The sequence below is a fragment of the Tropicimonas isoalkanivorans genome, assembly GCF_900112335.1.
Lineage (GTDB): Bacteria > Pseudomonadota > Alphaproteobacteria > Rhodobacterales > Rhodobacteraceae > Tropicimonas > Tropicimonas isoalkanivorans.
Window position 1 is genome coordinate 206,510 of sequence record NZ_FOLG01000005.1, and the last position, 22,229, is coordinate 228,738.

Annotated in this window: 29 protein-coding genes; 26 read left to right on the plus strand and 3 right to left on the minus strand. The window is 65.6% G+C overall.

Features of this window, described 5'->3' with window-relative positions; genetic code table 11:
• Positions 1-200 precede the first annotated feature (200 nt).
• Genes BM075_RS11260 through BM075_RS24645 form a run of 3 tightly spaced genes read left to right on the plus strand, consistent with a single transcriptional unit; the run spans position 201 to position 2,348 of the window.
• The gene (locus tag BM075_RS11260) at positions 201-1,805 is read left to right on the plus strand and encodes a GMC oxidoreductase (protein ID WP_093360772.1); all 1,605 of its coding nucleotides are present in this window, start codon (positions 201-203) and stop codon (positions 1,803-1,805) included.
• Positions 1,806-1,818: 13 nt separating this feature from the next.
• Entirely contained in the window at positions 1,819-2,139 is a 321-nt protein-coding gene (locus tag BM075_RS11265; protein WP_093360773.1) for a hypothetical protein, read from the plus strand.
• Positions 2,136-2,348 (plus strand): hypothetical protein, encoded by a 213-nt coding sequence (locus BM075_RS24645; protein ID WP_093360774.1) that lies wholly within the window; start codon positions 2,136-2,138, stop codon positions 2,346-2,348. Before BM075_RS11265 ends, BM075_RS24645 begins: the two co-directional genes overlap by 4 nt.
• 154 nt (positions 2,349-2,502) lie before the next feature.
• Here BM075_RS24645 and BM075_RS11275 read toward each other — a convergent pair whose 3' ends face one another.
• Positions 2,503-3,189 (minus strand): lysozyme inhibitor LprI family protein, encoded by a 687-nt coding sequence (locus BM075_RS11275; RefSeq protein ID WP_093360775.1) that lies wholly within the window; start codon positions 3,187-3,189, stop codon positions 2,503-2,505.
• Between the two features lie 855 nt (positions 3,190-4,044).
• Here BM075_RS11275 and ffh point away from each other — a divergent pair.
• From ffh to BM075_RS11375, 20 genes are all read left to right on the plus strand, one after another.
• Positions 4,045-5,553 carry a signal recognition particle protein gene (gene ffh / locus BM075_RS11285; protein ID WP_093360777.1) on the plus strand — a complete coding sequence of 503 codons (1,509 nt, stop codon included), beginning with the start codon at positions 4,045-4,047 and terminating at the stop codon, positions 5,551-5,553.
• 4 nt (positions 5,554-5,557) lie between these two features.
• Positions 5,558-6,085 (plus strand): GNAT family N-acetyltransferase, encoded by a 528-nt coding sequence (locus BM075_RS11290; protein WP_093360778.1) that lies wholly within the window; start codon positions 5,558-5,560, stop codon positions 6,083-6,085.
• A 132-nt stretch (positions 6,086-6,217) separates the two neighbouring features.
• The gene (locus BM075_RS11295) at positions 6,218-6,733 is read left to right on the plus strand and encodes a GNAT family N-acetyltransferase (RefSeq protein WP_093360779.1); all 516 of its coding nucleotides are present in this window, start codon (positions 6,218-6,220) and stop codon (positions 6,731-6,733) included.
• Entirely contained in the window at positions 6,730-7,263 is a 534-nt protein-coding gene (locus BM075_RS11300) for a GNAT family N-acetyltransferase (RefSeq protein ID WP_093360780.1), read from the plus strand. Before BM075_RS11295 ends, BM075_RS11300 begins: the two co-directional genes overlap by 4 nt.
• The gene (locus BM075_RS11305; RefSeq protein WP_093360781.1) at positions 7,260-8,342 is read left to right on the plus strand and encodes a GNAT family N-acetyltransferase; all 1,083 of its coding nucleotides are present in this window, start codon (positions 7,260-7,262) and stop codon (positions 8,340-8,342) included. Before BM075_RS11300 ends, BM075_RS11305 begins: the two co-directional genes overlap by 4 nt.
• Positions 8,339-8,878 (plus strand): GNAT family N-acetyltransferase, encoded by a 540-nt coding sequence (locus BM075_RS11310; protein ID WP_093360782.1) that lies wholly within the window; start codon positions 8,339-8,341, stop codon positions 8,876-8,878. Before BM075_RS11305 ends, BM075_RS11310 begins: the two co-directional genes overlap by 4 nt.
• Positions 8,879-8,915: 37 nt before the next feature.
• The gene (locus tag BM075_RS11315) at positions 8,916-9,521 is read left to right on the plus strand and encodes a GNAT family N-acetyltransferase (RefSeq protein ID WP_093360783.1); all 606 of its coding nucleotides are present in this window, start codon (positions 8,916-8,918) and stop codon (positions 9,519-9,521) included.
• A 66-nt stretch (positions 9,522-9,587) separates the two neighbouring features.
• A complete protein-coding gene (locus tag BM075_RS11320) occupies positions 9,588-9,884 on the plus strand; it encodes a chorismate mutase (RefSeq protein WP_093360784.1) in 297 nt (98 codons plus the stop codon).
• 48 nt (positions 9,885-9,932) lie between these two features.
• Entirely contained in the window at positions 9,933-10,316 is a 384-nt protein-coding gene (gene rpsP / locus BM075_RS11325) for a 30S ribosomal protein S16 (protein WP_093360785.1), read from the plus strand.
• A 23-nt stretch (positions 10,317-10,339) separates the two neighbouring features.
• Positions 10,340-10,492 carry a hypothetical protein gene (locus BM075_RS24420; RefSeq protein ID WP_177208312.1) on the plus strand — a complete coding sequence of 51 codons (153 nt, stop codon included), beginning with the start codon at positions 10,340-10,342 and terminating at the stop codon, positions 10,490-10,492.
• Positions 10,485-10,988 (plus strand): ribosome maturation factor RimM, encoded by a 504-nt coding sequence (rimM, locus tag BM075_RS11330; RefSeq protein WP_425445191.1) that lies wholly within the window; start codon positions 10,485-10,487, stop codon positions 10,986-10,988. The genes BM075_RS24420 and rimM overlap by 8 nt, the downstream gene beginning before the upstream one ends.
• Positions 10,988-11,920: a hypothetical protein gene (locus BM075_RS11335; RefSeq protein WP_093360786.1), complete on the plus strand. Its 933-nt coding sequence runs from the start codon at positions 10,988-10,990 to the stop codon at positions 11,918-11,920. Before rimM ends, BM075_RS11335 begins: the two co-directional genes overlap by 1 nt.
• Positions 11,913-12,722, plus strand: a complete 810-nt coding sequence (gene trmD, locus BM075_RS11340) for a tRNA (guanosine(37)-N1)-methyltransferase TrmD (RefSeq protein ID WP_093360787.1) — start codon at positions 11,913-11,915, stop codon at positions 12,720-12,722. Before BM075_RS11335 ends, trmD begins: the two co-directional genes overlap by 8 nt.
• Before the next feature lie 360 nt (positions 12,723-13,082).
• Positions 13,083-13,454, plus strand: coding sequence for a 50S ribosomal protein L19 (rplS, locus tag BM075_RS11345; protein WP_093360788.1), 372 nt, complete (start codon positions 13,083-13,085; stop codon positions 13,452-13,454).
• Positions 13,455-13,465: 11 nt separating this feature from the next.
• Positions 13,466-13,687: a 50S ribosomal protein L31 gene (rpmE, locus tag BM075_RS11350; protein WP_093360789.1), complete on the plus strand. Its 222-nt coding sequence runs from the start codon at positions 13,466-13,468 to the stop codon at positions 13,685-13,687.
• A 228-nt stretch (positions 13,688-13,915) separates the two neighbouring features.
• Positions 13,916-14,125 carry a hypothetical protein gene (locus BM075_RS11355; protein WP_093360790.1) on the plus strand — a complete coding sequence of 70 codons (210 nt, stop codon included), beginning with the start codon at positions 13,916-13,918 and terminating at the stop codon, positions 14,123-14,125.
• The gene (locus tag BM075_RS11360) at positions 14,125-15,012 is read left to right on the plus strand and encodes a 5-bromo-4-chloroindolyl phosphate hydrolysis family protein (protein ID WP_093360791.1); all 888 of its coding nucleotides are present in this window, start codon (positions 14,125-14,127) and stop codon (positions 15,010-15,012) included. The genes BM075_RS11355 and BM075_RS11360 overlap by 1 nt, the downstream gene beginning before the upstream one ends.
• Positions 15,013-15,035: 23 nt before the next feature.
• Positions 15,036-16,235, plus strand: a complete 1,200-nt coding sequence (locus BM075_RS11365; RefSeq protein WP_093360825.1) for a toxic anion resistance protein — start codon at positions 15,036-15,038, stop codon at positions 16,233-16,235.
• A gap of 35 nt (positions 16,236-16,270) precedes the next feature.
• The gene (locus BM075_RS11370; RefSeq protein ID WP_245758822.1) at positions 16,271-17,200 is read left to right on the plus strand and encodes a DUF2927 domain-containing protein; all 930 of its coding nucleotides are present in this window, start codon (positions 16,271-16,273) and stop codon (positions 17,198-17,200) included.
• 25 nt (positions 17,201-17,225) lie between these two features.
• On the plus strand, positions 17,226-18,371 hold the full coding sequence (locus BM075_RS11375) for an SPFH domain-containing protein (RefSeq protein ID WP_093360792.1): 1,146 nt from the start codon (positions 17,226-17,228) through the stop codon (positions 18,369-18,371).
• Positions 18,372-18,394: 23 nt separating this feature from the next.
• On the opposite strand, the gene BM075_RS11380 is transcribed toward BM075_RS11375, so the two are convergent.
• Complete coding sequence (locus tag BM075_RS11380; RefSeq protein WP_093360793.1) at positions 18,395-18,874, minus strand: nuclear transport factor 2 family protein; 480 nt, start codon at positions 18,872-18,874, stop codon at positions 18,395-18,397.
• A 207-nt stretch (positions 18,875-19,081) separates the two neighbouring features.
• Here BM075_RS11380 and BM075_RS11385 point away from each other — a divergent pair, with 207 nt between their 5' ends.
• Positions 19,082-20,239, plus strand: a complete 1,158-nt coding sequence (locus tag BM075_RS11385; RefSeq protein ID WP_093360794.1) for a TFIIB-type zinc ribbon-containing protein — start codon at positions 19,082-19,084, stop codon at positions 20,237-20,239.
• A gap of 34 nt (positions 20,240-20,273) precedes the next feature.
• Here BM075_RS11385 and BM075_RS11390 read toward each other — a convergent pair whose 3' ends face one another.
• Positions 20,274-20,690, minus strand: coding sequence for an Hsp20/alpha crystallin family protein (locus BM075_RS11390; RefSeq protein ID WP_093360795.1), 417 nt, complete (start codon positions 20,688-20,690; stop codon positions 20,274-20,276).
• 154 nt (positions 20,691-20,844) lie between these two features.
• Between BM075_RS11390 and BM075_RS11395 the strand changes: the two genes are divergently transcribed.
• Together BM075_RS11395 and dtd are read left to right on the plus strand one after the other, a co-directional pair.
• On the plus strand, positions 20,845-21,777 hold the full coding sequence (locus BM075_RS11395) for a carbohydrate kinase family protein (protein ID WP_093360796.1): 933 nt from the start codon (positions 20,845-20,847) through the stop codon (positions 21,775-21,777).
• Positions 21,774-22,226, plus strand: coding sequence for a D-aminoacyl-tRNA deacylase (dtd, locus tag BM075_RS11400; RefSeq protein ID WP_093360797.1), 453 nt, complete (start codon positions 21,774-21,776; stop codon positions 22,224-22,226). The genes BM075_RS11395 and dtd overlap by 4 nt, the downstream gene beginning before the upstream one ends.
• Positions 22,227-22,229: the final 3 nt, after the last annotated feature.

Below are 22,229 nucleotides of genomic sequence, written 5' to 3' on the forward strand. Positions count from 1 at the left end.
GCACCCCGCACCATTTTTAAGCGGGGGGCGCCGCTCCTAACATTGTTTCCAAAACTGGGAGCTTTATTGCCCCGAAAGCCCTTGCCGCAGGTGTTCAATTCGCGGATGCTCCAATCGGGGCAAGAGCAGTGGAGACAAGTCGTGGCGGCGGGTCGTCCCGGATCGCATGATCTGTGCCCGTGCCTTCGGTGATACAGGCAATGATTTCTGATGCGAGAGACTTGGAAGATGGCGCCCTGCTCGAGGCCGCCATCTGTATCGTGGGTGCAGGACCAGCAGGCATCACTGCCGCATTGGAACTCGCGAAATCGTCAAGCCTGAAGATTCTTCTGCTGGAAAGCGGCGGCCGGGATTACGACGACGAGATCCAGGAACTCAACGACGGTCCCATACTCGGCGACCCCTACCCCCCGCTGGTGGATTCGCGCCTGCGCTTCCTCGGCGGTGCCAGCAACCACTGGGCCGGCAACTGCATGCGCCTCACGCCGGTCGACTTCGAAAAACGCGACTGGATGCCGGAAACGGTCTGGCCGATCACGTACGACGAGATCCTGCCGTACTATGATCTCGCGGCGCCCTATGTGGAGATCCAGGAAGACCGTCCGTTCGATTTCGACTACTGGATGAAGAAGCTCGGCGGCAAGCCGATCCAGTGGACCGAGGGCATCTTCGAAAACGTCGTTTCCTGCCCCAGCCCGCCCACGGCATTCGGCTATGTCTATGAAGACGCGCTCGCGGCCGCGACAAACCTGACGGTGATGCTGCACGCCAATGTGCTGGAGATCGAAACGACCGAAAATGCCGCCGACGTTACAGCGCTGCGCGTGTCGAGCCTCGACGGTCCGAATTTCCGCGTGCGCGCAAAATCCTACGTGTTGGCCCAGGGTGGCATCGAGATTCCCAGGCTCCTGCTGCTCTCCGATAGCGTCGCCCAGACCGGTCTCGGGAACCAGTACGACCAGGTCGGCCGGTACTTCGCGGACCATTTCAGCATCCGCCCGGCGCTTTGGCTCTGGCCGAACATCCCCGAAGAGCAACTCCGATTCTACAGCGACTACACCTACTTCGACACTGGCGGGTTCTGGGCCGTGGCCGGAGCATCGGACGAACTGCGCCGTCGCGAACAGGTGGGCGGGTTCATGTTTCACCTTATGCAGACGAGCATTGGCCCAGGGCGGGTGTCGACGGAGACATTGGCCCGCTCCCTGCGGCATGGTGAGCTTCCGTCCTACCTCTCGTCGGAAGTGGTGAACATCTTCACCGATCTCGACGACGCGGCAGACGCTATCTTCACGCGCGTCAGCGGAGGCAAGCACCTGTTCGAGCGAGACTGGATCGCGCCGTGGCTCAACTTCGAGTCGAGTCCCAACGCCGACAGCCGGGTGAAGCTCGTGGAGGACCGCGACAGCTTCGGTCAACGCAAAGTCGGTCTCGACGTGACGATGACCGAACAGGACATGCACACCGTCAGGCGTGCCGTCAGCCTGCTCATCGGTGAAATCGGCCGCCTGGGCTATGGCCGGGTTTGGACCGACGTTCTGCGGGAAGACTATGAATGGCCCACCATCGGGTATTGGGAGGGCCACAGCTACCTCGGCGAGGGCAAGCACGCCTGCAGCACGACCCGGATGTCGGAGTCGCCGCGGAAGGGCGTCGTCGACAAGAATTGCCGCGTGCACGGCATGTCGAACCTCTACATCGCCGGCAGCTCCGTTTTCTCGACCAGCAGCTACGCGCAGCCGACATTCTCGATCGTCGCCTTCTCGATCCGCTTGGCCGATCATCTCAAGAAGGTCCACGCGTGATGAGGAAATTCGTATGAAACGCCGTGACGTCCTCTCCGCTTGTGCCGCCGCCACCGTTTTGAGCGCCGCCGGCCCCCTGCGCGCGGACGCGCCATCCGGGGCCGCCGCAGAGATCGGCCGTTGGCTGCTGGCGCACGGCGTTTTGCCCCGCAACCCGACGCGGCTGAGGGAAGGCCTGCCGGAGAGCCGCTCCTCAACCGCCTTGCAGACTGCCATGCGCGAAGATTTCGCCGCGCTCCGCATCGTCTCCGTGAACGATTGGTACATCAGTGAAACCGAAGCCCGCCTGTGTGCGCTCGCCGCACTCGGCATGCCTGAGTCTGGAGTGTTATGAAGCGTATCCTAATGATTGCCGCCGCAGTTGTCGTTCTCTCCGCGGCCACCCTGATCCTACTTCCCCTCAGCTTTTATACCCTGACGGTGATTTATATCCTCGCCGGCGCGACCGTCGCATTGATGAGCGCGCGCCAGCGGACGCCGCGCGACCGTAGGGTGGCCCAATCCGTCGAGCCCGCGCAGAGAAGAAATGCCCCTCTCCACTGACCCCTGAGCCACTTTGCTCTGACGGTTTACGGGGCGGCGATCGTCCGCAACGCTGGTGTCAGCTACGGCTGGATATGGCCACGTATCCTGATCTCCGGCTGCAGGCGCCGCCTGCGACGTCCGAAACGTCCTCAGCTGGCCTCGGATTTCGGAGCTAGCAGCCTCCTGATTCCCCGGCCGTCGTCCATTCTGGGGGCGCTGAGCGACGTGTGGAGAACGGGAAGATATGGGTACCGAACGACGCGCGCGCACCGCAGAACTGCCGGCACTCCGGTTCCCCGCCTGATGTGAAGACAATGCGATCATCCGCAACCGTGAGGCGAAAGCTGCACCCGTCCGCTTGCCCAACGTATTCGGGACCGGACTGCGTGGCCCGCACCCGCCCAGTTCCGCAACTATGCCCGCCACCCTGGAAGCTCGAGATGCTGAATTCGACCGATCCGCCGTCATCTTCGACGAGCAGAAGGTCCGCGCCCGCGCAATAGGCGCCCGACAGTCCACTGTCCGCCAAGCCGTTCGCAAGCAGCGACTGCAGTTGCCGCAGGCGCGCCTCCATTCGGTCTTCGATGCATCCCGCGTCGCCCCCGCAGGCATCGCGCCGCGCAATCCAGGCGACCTGATCGGCCCGGATCTGCGCCACACCGGTCTCGCCCGCACCGGCCCGCGCCGCTCGGTAGGCCTCCGCCAGGTGCCGGTCCAGACCGGCGAGCACATCGGAAGCGCAGATGGCGTGTTCCGTCGCGGTACCGGCCTTGGCGCAGTCGAAGCTTGGGGAAGCAGCCTGCACAGGTGCGGCCAGCAGGGCCAGGCCGACCGCAATTCCGCAAGAAAAGGATGTCATGATGTGACCCCGGCGACAGTTACCCCGATTGATCGGAGGCTAGCACGCCAGTGCACCTCGCGCGACTGTCCCGAATGTATCGGGGTCGCCCCCGTCAAACTTCCTCGAGCTCGACCCCCGCGGCCATACGAGCAAACGTCTCAGCCATCGCCGTCGCCGGCTGCGACCGCGTCCATTCGCCTGTCAGAGCGACGGGACGCCCCCCATCATCAGGGATCAAAACGGCTCGAATTCTCTTAAATCCGACGTACCAGAGACCACCTCGCCAGGTGCCGCCGGGACCTTTGAAATCACTTTTCATGGCGAAAATCCGTGCCCCGGTAGGCACGACTTCAAACGCCTGAACGGATTTCTCAAGGCTCTTCACAACGCACATACTAAACCTCATCTACCAAAAACGAGACACCCAATACCAATTACGGGCATCCAACACATTCTCTAATTATGTCGAACCGGGATTGCCAATTCACCCTGAACAAATCGGCAGGCCGTTCGCTGCTTGTGCGCACAGTCACCGCGGGTAAGGGTGAATTGTTTCCGTCAGACCGTGAGGGCCAGAAAGCCGCCCCACGCACGCCGGGAATGTGCCAACCCTTGATTCGCGGGGTGTAACCTCGTCTCCGGCTGCCACATATCCACAGACACGCTAAGCTCTTGTCGGAACGGACTTGACTCAAAACGCACCGACGCGTACCGACCGGCCCACACACCCGGGAGTGCAAGCTTCCGGTCCCCCTTCCGTGGGGGATCGCCACCAGTCAGCGCGTCGCGCCCACTGGTGCGTTTGTGGTTTGGGAACCGGCTCCTTACATGAGGGCCAGACGCGGAAATCAAGGGCCGAAGGAGGGCCGGGGCATGTTCGAGAATCTATCAGAGCGCCTCTCCGGCGTCTTTGACCGCCTGACCAAGCAGGGCGCGCTGTCCGAGGACGACGTTCGCACGGCACTGCGCGAGGTTCGCGTGGCCCTGCTTGAGGCGGACGTCTCGCTGCCAGTGGCCCGCTCCTTCATCAAGGCCGTCGAGAGCAAGGCGACCGGCCAGGCAGTGACGAAGTCGGTGACCCCCGGCCAGCAGGTCGTCAAGATTGTCCACGACGAGCTGGTGAATTTCCTTGCCGGCGACAACGAGACCCCCGGCGAACTGAAGGTGGACAGCCCGCCCGCGCCGATCCTGATGGTAGGCCTGCAGGGCTCCGGCAAGACGACGACGACAGCCAAGCTTGCCAAGCGGCTCAAGGAGAAGAACGGCAAGCGAGTTCTCATGGCCTCGCTTGACGTCAACCGCCCCGCCGCTATGGAGCAACTCGCCATCCTCGGCACGCAGGTCGGCGTCGACACTCTTCCCATCGTCAAGGGCCAGACCCCAGTCCAGATCGCACAGCGGGCGAAGCAGCAGGCCACGCTCGGCGGGTATGACGTCTACATGCTCGACACCGCTGGACGGCTCTCCATCGACGACGCACTGATGGCCGAAGTCGAGTCCGTCCGCGATGTAACCAAACCCCGCGAGACACTGCTGGTGGTCGACGGCCTGACCGGCCAGGACGCGGTGCACACGGCGGAAAACTTCGACAGCCGCATTGGCATCTCCGGCGTGGTGCTGACCCGGATGGACGGCGACGGCCGTGGCGGTGCGGCGCTGTCCATGCGCTATGTCACCGGCCAGCCGATCAAGTTCGTGGGCCTCGGCGAGAAGATGGACGCGCTGGAGGAGTTCCACCCCGAGCGTATCGCAGGCCGAATTCTGGGCATGGGCGACATCGTCTCCCTCGTCGAGAAGGCGCAGGAAACGCTAGAGATCGAACAGGCCGAGCGCATGATGAAGCGCTTCCAGAAAGGCCAGTTCTCCATGAACGACCTGCGGGCCCAGCTTGAGCAGATGATCAAGATGGGCGGCATGGAAGGCGTAATGGGCATGATGCCCGGCATGGGCAAGATGAAGGCCCAGGTCGCCGAGGCGGGCTTCGACGACAAGATCCTTAAGCACCAGATCGCCCTTATCAATTCCATGACCAAGAAGGAACGCGCCGCACCGCAGGTCCTTCAGGCCTCCCGCAAGAAGCGGATCGCCGCCGGAGCGGGGCTGGAGGTGTCGGACCTCAACAAGCTTCTGAAGATGCACCGCCAGATGGCCGACATGATGAAGAAGATGGGCAAGAAAGGCCTGTTGAAGCAGGCGATGTCCGGAATGTTCGGCAAGGGCGGGATGCCCAAGGAGATGGCGGACATGAACCCGGCCGACGTGGAAAAGGCCGCAAAGGCGCTTGGGCGGATGCCCGGCGGCGGCGCGCCCGGCGGCTTCCCCGGCATGGGGGGCGGCATGGCCCTTCCCCCCGGCCTCTCCGGCTTCGGAAAGAAGAAGTAGATCCATGCGCGCACCCGTCCTCGAAACCACCCGCCTGTTCCTGCGCCGTCCGACCCAGTCGGATATCGGTAGCCTCCTCGCGCGCCTTCGGGCAGGGGCGCCTCGCCTCTCTACAGCCCCGCTGTGCGGCCCTCGGGCGTTGGCACAGACCGTGCCGATCGTCTGCCAGTGGGACCTTTGCGGCACGGGCCTTTTCGCCGTGTTGGCCAAGGGCTGCGACGAGCCGCTCGGCCTCGCCGGTCCGTGGCACGCGACCGGCTGGCAGGAGCCCGAACTGGGATGGCTCTTCTGGGACACCGCCGATGCCGACACGCTCGCCCCGGAGGCCGTCCATGCGGCGCGTGACTTCGCCGCGCGCGGTCTTGGCTGGCGCGAGATCGTGAGCCTGGTGGACGCCGAAGACCGTCGCAGCGCCGCGCTCGCCCGGAGTTGCGGCGCCATCGGCGACCCGTTTTGCGATGACGGGACCGAAGCGCTCGTGTTCCGGCACCCCGTACCCGCCCGCTCGGGTGGCTGGCGGCGCGCGGCGTGATCCTCGGAAAGCAGCATATCCCAGCCGCACCGGCTGCGCGCAGAGCTTCACGCCTGGCGCCGACGGAGGTTGCCGGCCACTGGCTGCTTTTGCCGCGCAGGGAACCCGTGCACACTGCAGCGGAGGCACGCGATGCCTGACGCCCCCACCCTCACGACCGACCGGCTGACCCTCCGCGCGCAGCGCGTCGAGGATTTCGAGCCCTTTGCCGCCATGATGGCCACCGACCGCGCCGTCCACATGGGCGGCCCCTTCACGCGCAAGCAGGCGTGGCTGTGGTTCGCCGCCGATTCCGGAAGCTGGTCGCTCACCAATTCCGGCGGCTGGACGGTCGAACGCCGCGCCGATGGCGCCATTCTGGGTCAGGTCGGCTGCAACAAGCCCGACTTCTTTCCCGAGTTCGAGCTGGGATGGATGCTGTACGACGAACACGAGGGCCAGGGCTACGCCGCCGAGGCCGCCTCCGCCGCGCGCGACTGGGCCTTCGGCCCGCGTGGTCTTCGAACGCTCGTCAGCTACGTCTCGCCCGAGAACGCCCCCTCCGTCCGTCTGGCCGAACGCCTTGGCGCCACCCGCGACGAGGCCGCCGCCCGCCCGGACCCGGAGGACCTGGTCTTTCGCCACCCCCACCCCGGAGGTTCGGCATGACACGAATCGTGATCGACGTGCCGGTGCTGGAGACCGACCGCCTCCTGCTCCGCGCGCCCTGCCCGGCGGACTACCCGGCCTACCGCGCCTTCCTCGCCACCGAACGCTCCCGCTTCACCGGCGGGCCGCTCGAAGAGCGCCACGCGTGGCGCGCCTTCGCGGCGATGATCGGCCACTGGACGATGCAGGGCTTTGGCATGTGGACGATCACCCTCAAGGGCTCCGACGCCCCCGCGGGCCATGCCGGCCTGTGGTATCCGGGCACGTGGCCCGAGCCCGAGATCGGCTGGACGGTCTACGAGGGCTACGAAGGCAAGGGCATCGCTTTCGAGGCTGCCTGTGCCGTGCGAGACCACACCTTCGGCCCAATGGGCTGGACCACCGCCGTCAGCTACATCGCCGCTGGCAACGATCGTTCAGTTGCCCTGGCGCGTCGGCTCGGTGCCGTGCCCGACGCGTCCGCCACGCGGCCGCCGCACGCGCCGGACTGCCACGTCTTCCGCCACCCGCAGCCGGGAGGCACCAGATGACCGAACGTCTCGAAACCGAACGGCTGATCCTGCGCCGGCCTCTGCCCTCCGACATGGCCGCTTACCAGAGCTATTACGGCTCCGACTGGCGCGCCACACACGGTCCCATCGTCGGCACGCGGCAATCGCGGGGCCGTTTCGAAGCGATCCTTGCCCACTGGCAGACAAAGGGTTTCGGCCGCTTCGTCGTCGAACGCAATGACCTGCCGGGGGCCATCGGCCTGATCGGGCCGCACTATCCGGACTCCTTCATCGAACCGGAGGTCACCTGGCAACTCTGGTCCGGCGATTTCGCGGGTCATGGCTATGCCTACGAGGCTGCCATGGAGGCCCGGCGCCACGCGTTCGAAACGCTGGGCTGGTCCACCGCCGTGACCTACATCCATTCCGAGAACCGCAGCGCCATTGCCCTGGCCCGACGCATGGGCGCCACGCTCGACCTGGAAGCGATCTATCCCGCCTCCATCGGCCCGCATGACGTGTACCGCCACCCGGGGCCCGTCCGGTCTCAACGCGTCACGGTTCCCGCCTCCCGCCGCAGGAAGGAGGGGGCACAGCCTCCCACCCTTCGGACCCTGCGGCTGGTTTTGCGCCCCTACCGGGCGGAAGATTTCGAATCCTACGCGACCTTTCTCGCCTCGCCCCGGGCGTCGGGTCTGCATGGCCCCTACTCCCGCGCCGATGCCTGGAGCCGTTTCACCAACGAAGTCGCCCACTGGCCGCTCTACGGGTACGGCGGGCTCATGATCGAGGTCGGCGGGGAGCCCGCCGGGTTCGTTGCGGTTACCCGCCCGCCGCACTTCCCCGAGCCGGAGCTGGGGTGGTCGCTGTTCGACGGCTACGAGGGGCGCGGCTTCGCGACCGAAGCCGCGATGACCCTGCGCGAGCACATCGTGACCCATTGCGGGATCAAAGGCCTCGTGAGCTATTTCACCCGCGAAAACCTGGCGTCCATCAGTATCGCCGAACGTCTTGGCTGCCGCCTGGACGAGCAGGCGGCGCGTCCTCAGGGCGTTGACTGCCTGGTCTACCGCCACCCGGCGGCTGACGAGGACGGCAGCGTGGAGGCGTACGCGTGAGCCCGCAGCCTCCCATCCCAACCCTTCTGACGTCCCGGCTTGTCCTGCGTGCGCCGCGGGTCGAGGACTTTCCGGCTTTCGCCGATTTCCTCGCATCCGAGCGTACGCACTACATGGGCGGGCCGGTCGCCGACCACATGCAGGCATCCCGCGCCTTCGGCAACCTGGCCGGCCTCTGGGTGCTGCGCGGGTACGGCATGTTCGTTTTGGAACGGCGGGACACCGGCGAACCCGTGGGCCATGCCGGCGCCAGGCATCCGATGCCCTGGCCGGAACTGGAACTCGGCTGGTGCCTTTGGTCCGCGGCAGGAGAGGGCGAGGGGTTCATGACCGAGGCGATGCGTCAGATTCACGGATGGGTCTTCGACGGGCTCGGATGGGAGACCTGCGTTTCCTACATGGGTGCGCGCAACGCCCGCTCCGCCGCCCTCGCCCGCCGGATGGGTGCCGTGATTGACCCAGATGCGGCGCGTCCGGAGGGGGACAATCGCGACGATGTGACCGTTTGGCGGCACCGGAAGGGTGGCCTCGAGTGATGGCGCGCAGTTGGACAGCAGAGCGGAGGGTCGCCTGATGGGACACCGCGACATCCCCGTTCTTGAGACGGAGCGGCTGGTCCTGCGCGGGCCGGAGCCGCAGGACTATCCGAATTTCAAGGCGACCTTCGCCTCCTACCGTTCGCGGTTCATGGGCGGGCCGCTGAACCCCTACGAAATCTGGATGCTCTACGCCGCCGAGATCGGCCATTGGGAAATCCGCGGTTTCGGCATGTGGATGATCCACCTGCGCGAGACGGGCGAGACACTGGGCATGGCGGGCGGATGGTTTCCGCCCAAGTGGCCCGAGCGCGAGATCGCCTGGTTCATCTGGCCGGAAAAGACAGGCCATGGGTTCGCGCTGGAGGCGACCCACCGGGCACGTCGGTACTTCTACGACGTCGCCGGCTGGGAAACCGCCGTCTCCTACCTCGACCCGAAGGACCTCGACTCGATCCGTCTGGCCGAACGGCTGGGCGCCGTGAAGGACAAGGAAGCGGCCTCCGTCGACGGCAACGATGTCGTCTACCGCCACCCGTCCCCCGCCCGGCTGCGCGACGGCCAGCTTCGCGACGGGATCGAGATGGAAATCCGGTCCTACCACGATCCTCTGTTCCGCCCGAAAGGATACGCCATTGACTGAATTCGCCGCCCTTTCGGTCCCGTCGTCCGCCCGCTTCAACCGACCGGCCTCCCGGAGGACCGCGCGATGACCGATCCCGTTTCCAAAGCCGCGGAACTGCTCAAGGAGCACCGCGCGAGCATCGACCGGCTCGATGCAATCCTCGTCTACACCCTGGCCGAGCGCTTCGCCCACACCCAGTCCGTGGGCCGGCTCAAGGCCGAACACGACCTTCCCCCGTCCGATTCCGCGCGCGAGGCGCAGCAGATCGCACGGCTCGAAGACCTGGCGGACCGGGCCGGCCTGGACCCCGAATTCGCCAAGGCTTTCCTGAGTTTCATCATTCAGGAAGTCATCCGACACCACAAGAAACACCAGGAATGACAGGCGCCTAGACGTCTGCACCAACGCCATTCGAAGGAGAGATACACAATGGCCATGAAGATCCGCCTCGCCCGTGGGGGCTCCAAGAAACGCCCCTTCTACTCGATCGTCGCCGCCGACAGCCGCATGCCGCGCGACGGCCGCTTCATCGAAAAGCTGGGCACCTATAACCCGCTGCTGCCGAAGGACTCCGAGCACCGCGTCAAGATGGACATGGAGCGCGTGAAGTACTGGCTCGACCAGGGCGCCCAGCCGACCGACCGCATCAGCCGGATGCTGGAAGCCGCCGGTGTGAAAGAGAAGTCCGAGCGTTCCAACCCGCAGAAGGCGAAGCCCGGCAAGAAGGCGCAGGAGCGTGCCGAGGAGAAAGCTGCGAAGGCCGCCGAAGCTGCGCAAGCCGACGCTCCCGCCGAAGACGCGAGCGCTGAGTAAGCCTTGCCACTCAGAGCGGTGCCATGCTTCGCCTGATCCTTCTGGCCGCTGCCTTCGGCGGCGGCCTGTTCGCCGGGCTTTCGTTGCAGCAGTCGGCCCTCGATGGGCTGTGCCGCGACGCCGGCGGACGTGTTGGAACTTCGGGCATTTGCGAGGGAGTGCCTGCCAGTGACTGACCGTGTCTGCGTCGGCGCCATCGCGGGCGCGTTCGGGGTGCAGGGCGAAGTGCGCCTCAAGAGCTTCTGCGCCATCCCGGAGGACATTGCCGCCTATGGCCTGCTTCATACCGAGGATGGCCGGCGTAGTTTTTCGGTAACGCTCACGCGACCGGTCAAGAACGGCTTGGCGGCTCGGCTAACGGATATTTCCACAAAGGAACAAGCGGATAGCCTGAAGGGCGCTCGCCTGTACGCGGACCGGGACCGGATGCCACCCCTGCCGGAAGACGAGTTCTACCACGCCGACCTGATCGGACTGGAGGTGCGCGACACGGGCGGCAACCTGCTCGGCACAGTGCGCGCTGTGCAGGCATTCGGGGCAGGCGACATGTTGGAAATCCACGGCCCCGGCCTGAAAACAACCGTCCTTCTGCCCTTCACCCGCGAGGCGGTGCCAACCGTGGACATCGCCGCGGGCCGGATTGTTGCGGACCCGCCCGAAGGGCTCTTTTGATGAAGCGCTCCGCGCTCTGGCTCGTCGCCGCGCTGTTCTATGCCGCGCCCGTCGGCGCCGGAGCCACCGGGGCGTCCTACTTTGCCGTCGTGCCCTTCGCCGGCTTGTTCCTTCTGTGGGTCGCCGTCATGCGGGTGGAGCCGTTCCGGGACGGCGCTGCGTTCATCCTGCCAACCGTAGTCCTGCAATTCGCGCTTTCCTCCATGTGCCTTGGGCTTGGAGCGATGTTGCGGATCCTGCTCGGGATCGAGGTGACTGCGCCACTTATGGCATGGCTTGTCATGGGGCTTGGCGCGCTGGCGCTTGGCCGGCTCATCTGGGAACCGAAGCGAGAGGCCGAGGCGGAGGCGCTTTTGGAAACCGCTCTGCGGAAGCTGAACGCGTTCGCGGACGACGCGGAGGAGATCCTCGAACAGGATCCGGACCTGCCATTGAAGCACCCCACCGGGTCCGAAGCCGCGGCTCTGGCCGTGGCCTACGGCGACCTGGATGCCCTGCCCGCCGACGGCGCGTCGGAGGACCAGATGCGGGCGATCCTGATTCCGCTCGATGGCGAGGTCCGCAGTAGCATCCTGCTCGACGCCTTCCTGCACCGCGCGGAGCGGACCGGCACTCGTCGCGATCGCCACGCGGCGCTGATACTGGCCTCCGACGGCGCGCTGGCCTGGCAGGAAATCGGATCGGGTCGCATGGCCGAGGCGTTCGAGTTGATCGTCGCGGCCGCCGACACGGTGACGCTGGCGCATTTCCTGCGGCTGGCAGGTGCATTGTTGGACGATTTTCCCACCACGCACGCCGACCTTCCCACCGTCGCGCGGCTGCTCGACATCGCCAACCAGATCGAGGGCGGCCATCCGGAGCTCGCCGAGGCGCTGGTCAGCCTCGCGCAACGAGTCGAGGACATCCATCAGGACCTGAGCGAGAATGGCTGATACCCCCAGATCCCACGGCAGACTGTCGATCACGGCATCGCTTGTCCCCCGCGACCTGATGGGGGAGACGCCACGGCTCGCAGGCGCGTGGACGGCGCGGATCGTCACCCTGTTCCCGGATGCCTTCCCGGGTGTTTTAGGGGAGTCTCTGACCGGCAAGGCACTGCAGGAGGGGCTTTGGGCGCTGGAGGCGATCGACCTGCGCCGCTTCGGCGAGGGACGGCACCGGAACGTGGACGATACGCCCACAGGCGGCGGCGCAGGCATGGTGCTGCGCCCCGACGTTGTGGCGCGCGCTCTGGACGAGGCGCTGAGGGGCGCACCTGTGGACCCGGGCCGATGGCCACGGGTGTACTTGTCCCCGCGTGGGCGTCGGTTCGATCAGGCGACGGCGCGGCGGTGGTCGCAGGCCGACGGCGTGACCATGCTCTGCGGCCGGTTCGAAGGCGTCGACCAGCGAGTGATCGACACTTATGGACTCCAGGAGGTGAGCCTGGGGGATTTCGTCCTGACCGGCGGAGAAATTGCCGCGCAGGCGATGCTCGACGCCACGGTACGGCTGTTGCCAGGGGTTCTCGGCAACCAGGCGTCGGCGGAGGAAGAGAGTTTCTCCGAGGGGCTGCTGGAGCATCCGCAATACACCCGCCCGACCGAATGGCGCGGACAATCGGTGCCGGAGGTGCTGCTTTCCGGACATCACGCCAGGATTGCCGAATGGCGGCGCGCGCAGGCGGAGGCACTCACACGGGCACGGCGGCCGGACCTGTGGGAGGCCTGGGTAGCCCGCAATCCCAAGGGGTGAGGCGGGGGGCTGTCTGCCCCCCAACGCGCCCCGGTCCGGGGCGCTCCCCCCGAGGGTATTTTGCCAACAAGAAGCCGGCGGATCGCGGTTGGCGCGCTTGCAATGGCGCGCCGCTTCGCTTATGGACGCTGCCATCCCGAGCGGGCAGCCGACTCGGGTGGTTTTGTTTTTTGGGCGGGTCCATCGTGCCGGTCTTCTTCGACCGGGCACGCCGCCCTGCAGCAGAACCGATTAAGCAATGACGACCTGACCTCCCGCGGGCGCGGTGCCACTGGCACGGACGGACCCGATGAAGACGCGGAGCTCCGGGGCGCAGGAAACCTTTGCGGGGCAACCGCAAGCAGTCAGAGGAGCGTTCAGATGGACCTGATCGCGGAACTGGAGGCCGAACAGATCGCCTCCCTCGGGAACGAGATTCCCGACTTCAAGGCCGGCGATACTGTGCGCGTCGGCTACAAGGTGACGGAAGGCTCGCGGAGCCGGGTGCAGAACTACGAAGGCGTCTGCATCTCCCGCAAGAATGGCGAGGGCATCGCTGGCTCCTTCACAGTGCGCAAGATCTCTTTCGGCGAGGGCGTGGAACGCGTGTTCCCGCTGCATTCGACGAACATTGAGAGCATCACCGTCGTGCGGCGCGGCCGCGTTCGCCGGGCGAAGCTCTACTACCTGCGGTCCCGACGGGGCAAATCGGCCCGGATCGCCGAAGATTCCAACTACAAATCCAAGTCGTAAGGATTGGCGCGATGAAAAAGGATCTGCATCCGGACTACCACGTCATCGACGTCAAGATGACCGACGGCACCGTGGTCCAAATGAAATCGACCTGGGGCAAGGAAGGCGACCAGCTGTCGCTGGATATCGACCCCTCCTCGCACCCGGCCTGGACTGGCGGCTCGCAGAAGCTGATGGACACCGGCGGACGGGTGTCGAAGTTCAAAAAGAAATACGAGGGCCTCGGCTTCTGAACCGACGGCAACATGGACAGTGCGGAACGCCGCGCCCCCGGGCGCGGCGTTTTTTATTGCTAGCGGCTTATGTATATCCGCTGGGCCGTGACGGCACGCCCTGCGGCTACCGGCAAGCCAGGATTGGTTGGGCGGCAGAAGAAGTCCGTCGGTCCCGCGCCTTGACGCTGGCCGGTGTCAAGACCATGTCGTATAACCAAGATCAGGTGCGGCCAAAGGGGCAACCCCATGCGAATCCTCGTTTCTCTCGTACTGGCGTTCGCTGTCATGGCGGCGCTGGTAATCGGTATCACTTTCGCCGGGATGGCCGTTGCCGGCTCGGCTGGTAAGGCCTTCGATCAAGGCCCCATGAAAAGCGGCCTCGTCCCGCGGATTTCCTTCATTCTCCTCTGGGTCCTGGTGTTCGGCGTCTCGTTCGGCCTGATCGGAGCGGACTGATGGCGCAGCGGTTCGGCGGCAAGTATTCTCCCGACTCTGACGAGGCGGATACATCGAGCGCGGCGCCGCTCGCGCCGAAGGCTGAGCGCGCACGTGGCGCGGCACGGGTGAACCTGTTGTATCTCGCACCAATCCCATTGCTTTTTAGTGCGTTCGGCCACGGTGCGACGGGCATGGCCCTCGACCTGGGTGCCGCCGCGGTGCTCGTTTTCGGCGTTTACACGCTCTCCGAGGGGCTGAAGGCGGAGGCCGCCTACGAGGCGCGCAAGGTCGCGCGGCGGCCCGCCCTTCCGCGCAAGATCCTCGCGGCGGCGCTGGCCGGCTTCGGCGTTTTTCTCGCTTCATTTTCTCATCAGACGGGCGGGATCCTTGAACCGTTGATTTATGGCGCGGTTGCCGTGGCGCTCCACCTTACTGCGTTTGGCATCGACCCCCTGGCGAACAAGAACGTGGATGGGGTCGACGATTTCCAGCGAGATCGCGTGGCGCGCGTGGTTGACGAGGCCGAAGAGCAGCTTGCCCGCATGGGTCAGGCGATTGCCAAAGCCGGCGACCGGAAGCTGGAGCGCCGCGTGGAGGGCTTCCAGGCGACGGCGCGGCACATGTGCCGGACGGTCGAGGAAGACCCGCGGGACCTGACCGCGGCCCGCAAGTTCCTGGTTGTCTACCTTCAGGGCGCCGCGGAGGCCACGGTCAAGTTTGCCGATATTTATTCCCGCAGGCGCGATCCGGAAGCCCGGGCGAACTACATCGCTCTGCTGGACGATCTGGAGCGGAATTTCAGCGCCAAGACCGAAACGCTTCTCGTGTCCGACCGGGCGGCCCTCGACGTGGAGATCGAGGTGCTGCGCGACCGGTTGCAACGCGAAGGCGTCAGAATGAATTGAGAATGCGATTTCAGGAGGAAGACATGTCGGAAGAAGTGCAGAAGAAGGCCGCGGAGAGCGTGATCGAGGTCAAGGAAGTCACCAACGTGACCCTGCCGGAGCCCGCGCCGGCCGCAGATATCATGCCCCTTGAGCAGGCCGGCACCGTGGAAAGCGCCGAGATTCGCAAGCGCATGGACGAACTTGACATGGGGGACACGAATTCCATCGTGTCCTTCGGCTCTGCGGCGCAGTCCGAGCTGCAGGAAATCAGCCAGGCCATGCTGCAGGACGTGAAGAACAAGGACGTCGGACCCGCGGGGGATTCCCTTCGCGATATCGTCACGACGATCCGGGGCTTTTCCGTCTCCGAACTGGATGTGCGGCGCAAGCGCTCCTGGTGGGAACGGCTACTGGGCCGCACGGCACCATTCGCGAAGTTCGTGGCGCGCTATGAGGATGTTCAGGAGCAGATTGACAGCATCACCGATGAACTTCTCGGACACGAGCACAAGCTGCTGAAAGACATCAAGTCGCTCGACCTCCTCTACGAGAAGACGCTGAACTTCTACAACGAGTTGGCGCTCTACATCGCAGCGGGCGAGGCGAAGCTGTCGGAGATGGACATGAGCGCGATCCCTGCCAAGGAAGCGCAAGTCCAGGCCGCGCCGGAGGGCGAGCAGGTGATGGAGGCGCAGGAACTGCGCGACATGCGAGCGGCGCGCGACGATCTGGAGCGCCGCGTCCACGACCTGAAGCTCACGCGGCAGGTGACCATGCAATCCCTGCCCTCGATCCGGCTGGTTCAGGAAAACGACAAGAGCCTGGTCACCAAGATCAATTCGACACTGGTCAACACGGTTCCGCTGTGGGAGACCCAGCTTGCGCAGGCGGTCACCATTCAGCGGTCGGCCGAAGCGGCGGGGGCCGTGCGCGAGGCCAACGAGTTGACGAACGATCTTCTGACCTCCAACGCCAAGAACCTGCGTCAGAGCAACAAGATCGTGCGCGAAGAGATGGAGCGGGGCGTGTTCGACATAGAGGCGGTGAAGGAGGCCAATGCCGACCTGATCGCCACCATCAACGAGAGCCTCGCCATTGCCGACGAGGGCAAGGCGCGCCGGGCGGCGGCCGAAGAGGAGCTGATACGGATGGAGCACGAGTTGCGCGACACGCTGGCCTCGGCCAAGGCGCGCCAGACGGGCCTGGGCGACAGCACGGCCACGTCGGTTCCGGCACGCTGAACGTGTCCGGGGGCGGGGCACGCGCGGGATTGCTGGTGGCGGCGCTGGCGATCCTCAGTTCCTGCGAGGCGACGGCGCCGCGCGGGCCAGTGCCCATTCCGCCGACTCGGCCAGAGGCTCCCGCACGTGCAGTCGATCCACAGCTCCCTGTCCGGTCCCAGGTTTCCCGGGACCTCGAACGGCATTACCAACGCGTTCAGTCCGACCTGAAGGCACAGGGGCTGCTCCGCACCGACCCGGGCGGCGACGACACGCCGTTTGCCGCCCATAATCTGGCGGCGAACTTCGTCCGCGTCGCGCTTTACGACGAATACGTCTCCCGCGCGGGTCAACTGGTGCCGGAACAGACAGAGAGCCAGTTGCGACGGTGGGAGATACCGGTGTGGCTGGATATCGCGTTCGGCGAAACGGTTCCGCCTGACAAACGCCAGACCGATACGGCAGCACTGAATGCCTACGCGAAGCGGCTGGCATGGGCGACGGGCCATCCGATCGCCACGACAACCGGCTCCAACGCCAACTTCCACGTGCTCGTGCTCCACGAGAACGAACGGCGTGGCTATGGGTCGAGGCTGCGTTCGCTCGTTCCGGGCATCGACGAGATGACGGTCGGCGCCATCGAATCGATGCCACGAGACACGTTCTGCCTCGTCTTCGCTCTCTCGCGTGGAGACAACCCGGCCTACACGCAGGCCATCGCCGTGATCCGGGCCGAACATCCTGACCTGTTGCGCCTGTCCTGCCTGCACGAAGAGGTGGCGCAAGGGCTCGGTCTTGCCAACGACAGCCCGTCTGCCCGCCCGTCGATCTTCAACGACGACGAGGAGTTCGCGCTGCTGACCCGGCACGACGAATTGCTGCTGCGCATCCTCTACGACCCGCGGCTCAGGCCCGGTATGGACGCAGCCACCGCCCGCCCCATCGTGGAAACGATTGCCAGGGAGCTCATGGGCGGCGAGAGTTGAGGTAATTCAGACAGGGAGGCGCCCCATGGGCATTCTCGATTTTCTTTCCGGCCAATTCATCGACGTCATTCACTGGACGGACGATACCCGCGACACACTGGTCTGGCGGTTCGAGCGCGAAGGTCACGAGATCAAGTACGGCGCCAAGCTGACCGTGCGCGAGGGCCAGGCGGCGGTCTTCGTGCACGAGGGGCAGTTGGCGGACGTGTTCACCCCCGGTCTCTACCTGCTGGAGACCAACAACATGCCGATCATGACGACCCTCCAGCACTGGGACCACGGCTTCCGCTCGCCGTTCAAGTCCGAGATCTATTTCGTCAACACCACCCGTTTCACGGACCTCAAGTGGGGCACGAAGAATCCGGTGATGTTGCGCGACCCGGAGTTCGGCCCGACCCGCATCCGGGCCTTCGGCACCTACTCGGTCCGCGTCACCGACCCCGCACGGTTCATGACCGAGATCGTCGGCACAGACGGCGAGTTTACCACGGACGAGATCACCTACCAGATCCGCAACATCATCGTGCAGGAAAGCTCCCGCGTGATGGCGGGCTCGGGCATTCCGGTTTTGGACATGGCCGCCAACACCGCCGACATGGGCAAGTTGATCGCGGCAAAGGTCAGCACGGTGCTCGCCGACTACGGCATGACCATGCCGGAATTCTATATCGAGAATATCTCCCTGCCGCCGGCGGTCGAGGCCGCGCTGGACAAGCGGACGTCCATGGGGTTGGCCGGCGATCTGGGCAAGTTCACTCAGTATTCCGCTGCCGAAGCCATGACGGAGGCGGCGCGAAACCCGGCGGGTGGCGGCATGGCCGCGGGCCTCGGTGCGGGAATGGGCATGGCGATGGGCAATCAGATGGCGCGGGGCGGCTATGCTTCCGGCCCCTGGGGACCCGCGCCGCACCCCGAAGCCGCTCCCCCTGCAGCGCAACCTGCGCCCCCGCCCCCACCGCCGGTCGAGCATGTCTGGCACGTCGCCAAGTCGGGCGAGACCTCTGGCCCCTACTCCAAGGCGGACATGGGACGGATGGCGCGCGAGGGCAGCCTGACGCGCGAGACCTTTGTCTGGACGCCTGGTCAGGACGGCTGGATGCAAGCCGAGGATGTGCAGGAATTGGCGCAGCTCTTCACCATCCTGCCGCCGCCTCCTCCGCCGGGCGCCTGACGGACGAGCGAAGGCCGCGGGCGTCAGTTCGCGGCCTTGGCAAATGCCGCCTTCAGCTTCGGCTCGTAGGCTTCGGTGTAGGACCAGACGAGCACGCGGATCTTGCCGTCTCGCAAGATCGCGGTGCCGTCGAACTCGGCCGGCGAAATGCCCAACGTCTCAAAGTGGTCGCCATAGTACAGGCAGGTGAACGTCGCGCGTCCGCCGTCGAGCTTTAGGTCGCTCACCTCCACGCGGCCGTTATCCTTGTAGGTGCCGGCCCACCAGCCGCGGATCGCCTCCTTGCCCGCCAGTGCGGGCGCGCCCATGCGGCCCGGCGCCGGCACGACGGCGAAAACGGCGTCCTCCGTCAGCATGTCCACGGCAGCATCGACGTCCCCCGCCGAAACCGCGGCATAGGCAGCCTCGACCACGAATGTTTCGCCCTCTTCGGCCGAATAGGCTGGCGCGGCCAATGCAAGGGCCACCACCGCGGCGCATATCGGAATGTCTCGCGCAAACATGTCCTCCCTCCTTTCCCGCGCCCGGCGCGCGTGCACCGGGCGGCATACACCGAGCGTAGGGCGAGACGGCTGACGCCGCCATGACCCATGTCATCGGCGGCGCGGTTCATGCCAAGCAGGCGCCTGCAACCTTGGGGCGGAAGGCTTGACCATGGGCGTCGCCCGGGCATAGCACTGCACGGGAAGCAGCGAGAGACACGGCCCCGAATGGCACAGGATCTGGTCGACGATGACGACGGTGTGGAAGCGGCGACCGATATCCATCGCTTCCCCTGCCCCACCTGCGGCGCGGATCTGCGCTTCTCCCCCGAACGCGGCAGCCTGGTGTGCGACCATTGCGGCTACGTCGAGCCGGTAAGCGCCGGAGGCCGCTCTGCCTGGGTCGAGGCGCTTCAGGAACTGGACTACGCCAGCGCCCTGCGGCAGGGCTTGCCGGCGGAGGAGATCGTCACGGCTCGGACCGCCCACTGCGAAAGCTGCGGCGCGACGTTCGAACTGGCCGAGTACGAGCAGGCCGGCGAATGCCCGTTCTGTGCCTCCCCCGTGGTGACCGACACCGGCAGGCAACGCCACCTCAAGCCCACTGCCGTCCTGCCCTTCGCCCTGACCGAGGAGACCGCGCGCAAGGCGATGTCGACCTGGCTCGGGCGGCTCTGGTTCGCCCCGGGCGGCCTGAAGGAATACGCGCGGAAGGGGCGCAAGATGAAGGGCGTCTACGTGCCCTTCTGGACCTACGATTCCCGGACCCGGACGGACTATTCCGGCCGCCGAGGCGACGACTATTACGTTACGCAAACCCGTATGGTGAATGGCAAGCGGCAGAACGTGCAGGTGCGCAAGACGCGCTGGCGGAACGTGCGCGGACGGGTGGCGCGAAATTTCGACGACGTGCTTGTCCTCGCAGCCGACAGCCTGCCGCGCGAATACGTGGACGCGTTGGACCCGTGGGACCTCGCCGAACTCGTGCCGTTCAAGCCCGAATACCTCGCCGGGTATATTGCAGAGGCCTACACGGTCGATCTCGAACCCGGCTTCGCCTATGCCCGGCAGAAGATGGACGCCGTGATCGCTATGGACATCCGGCGCGACATCGGCGGCGACCACCAGCAGATCAGCCGCGCAGATACCGAGCACGCAGGGGTGACATTCAAGCACATCCTCCTGCCCATGTGGCTTGCCGCCTACAGGTTCCGGGGGAAATCCTACCGGTTCGTCGTGAACGCCCGCACAGGCGAGGTGAAGGGCGAGCGCCCCTATTCGGCCTGGAAGATCGCACTGGCCGTCATCCTTGGCGCGATCATCGCCGCGGGCCTTCTCTACCTCTCCCAAACCGCGGACTCCGGCGGCGTTTCGATCGGGTTCTGAACGCCTCCCTAGGTGGTTTTGGAGCGACGCACCCCTAGCTGGTCCGGATCTTCACCTTGTTGGCCGGGCTTGGCGTCGGCGCCTTTTTCGGGACCGTGATCGTGAGCACGCCGTCCTTCAGGTGCGCATCCAGACCCTTGGCATCCGCATCCGGCGGCAGACGGAAGGAACGGCTGAAGGACCCATACTGGCGCTCGCTGAAGAACCAGGTTTCGCCCTTGTCTTCCCGCTCGGTCCGCTTCTCACCGGACAGGGTCACCACACCATCCTCCACGCCCAATTCGATGTCCTTCTCGGCCACGCCGGGAAGTTCCACGCTGATCTTGTAGGCGTTGTCTTTCCCCGATGCCTCCGACGCCGGGGCAACCCAGTCGGTCATCCGCTCGCCCAGCCCGCGGAACGGTTCGTACAGGCTCGGCCAGAAGCCGCTGGTGTGCGATTTTTCGACCATCGTCTCCTCCTCTCAATGGGAGTCCCTGCGCGGCGCAGTATAATCCTGCCGCGGGACTGCCGCCTTGACCTGCCGCATGTGGTCCTGCCGTAGTGGATTTCCGGCGGCCGGGGCGCTACCAACGATCCACCGCTTACCTGGAGGGAGTGACCCAATGATCCTGAGTGCTGGAGAGGCCCTGATCGACATGTTGCCGCGCACGTCGAGCCATGCGGAGCCCTGTTTCGCCCCCGTTGCGGGAGGCTCGGTGTTTAATACCGCCATCGCCCTGGGCCGGCTTGGGGCGCGTTCGCTGTTCTTCACCGGGCTGTCTACTGACCTCTTCGGCCGAAAGCTTGAAACGTCGCTGAAGGCCAGCGGGGTTGACTATGCGCTCTGCGCCCGCTCCGACCGGCCCACCACGCTCGCCTTCGTCGAATTGACCGAGGGGCACGCCAAGTACGCCTTCTACGACGAGGGGACGGCGGGGCGTATGATCGGGGAAGGCGACCTGCCCACGCGCGAGGCGCTGGAGGGCGTGGAGGCGATCTTCTTCGGGGGCATCTCGCTGGTGGTTGAGCCCTGCGCGTCGGCTTACGAGGCGCTCGCACTGCGCGAATGCGGCGATCGGCTGGTCATGATCGACCCGAACATTCGCCCCACCTTCATCAAGGACGAGGCCGCCTATCGCGCCCGCATCGAGCGGATGATCGGTGCGGCCGACGTGGTGAAGGTCTCCGACGAAGATCTGAAATGGATCGCTGGCGAGGGCGAACTCGCAGACCTCGCGGCCACGCTTCTCACCTGGGGTCCGAAAGTGATCTGCGTCACCGAAGGCAGCAAGGGTGTGACCGCCTACATGACTGGGCGCACCCTCTTCTCGGAGGCGACGCCGGTCGACGTGGTGGATACCGTCGGCGCGGGCGATACGTTCAACGCGGGCTTCCTCGACGGGCTGCGCCGCGCCGGCTATCTGGCCAAGGCGCGGCTCGCCGACATTCCAGATGCTGCGTTGGAAGACGCGTTGAAGCTCGGGAGCGCCGCTGCCGCCGTCACCGTCAGCCGCGCTGGCGCCAATCCACCGACTGCGGCCGAGCTCGGCCTGTGAGGGCACTGATCCAACGGGTCACGCGGGCCAGCGTCGCAGTGGACGGCGAGGTTATCGGTGCTATCGGACCCGGCGTTCTGGCACTCGTCTGCGCCATGCGGGGCGACACGGAAGCGGACGCCGAGAAACTGGCCGCCAAGCTCGCCCGATTGCGCATCTTTCACGACGAAGCGGGCAAGATGAACCGCGCGCTGTTGGACTCCGGCGGCGCGGCGCTTGTGGTCAGCCAGTTCACCCTCGCCGCCGACACGAGCCGGGGCAACAGACCGGGGTTTTCAGAAGCCGCCGACCCCGAGACCGGACGGAAGCTCTATGAGCTCTTCGCGCGCCATCTCGCCAGCCTTGGCCCCACGGTCGAAACGGGCCGGTTTGGGGCCGACATGGCTGTGGAATTGGTCAATGACGGGCCTGTCACGATCTGGCTGGAGGTACTGCCCAGCGGAGCCTAAAAA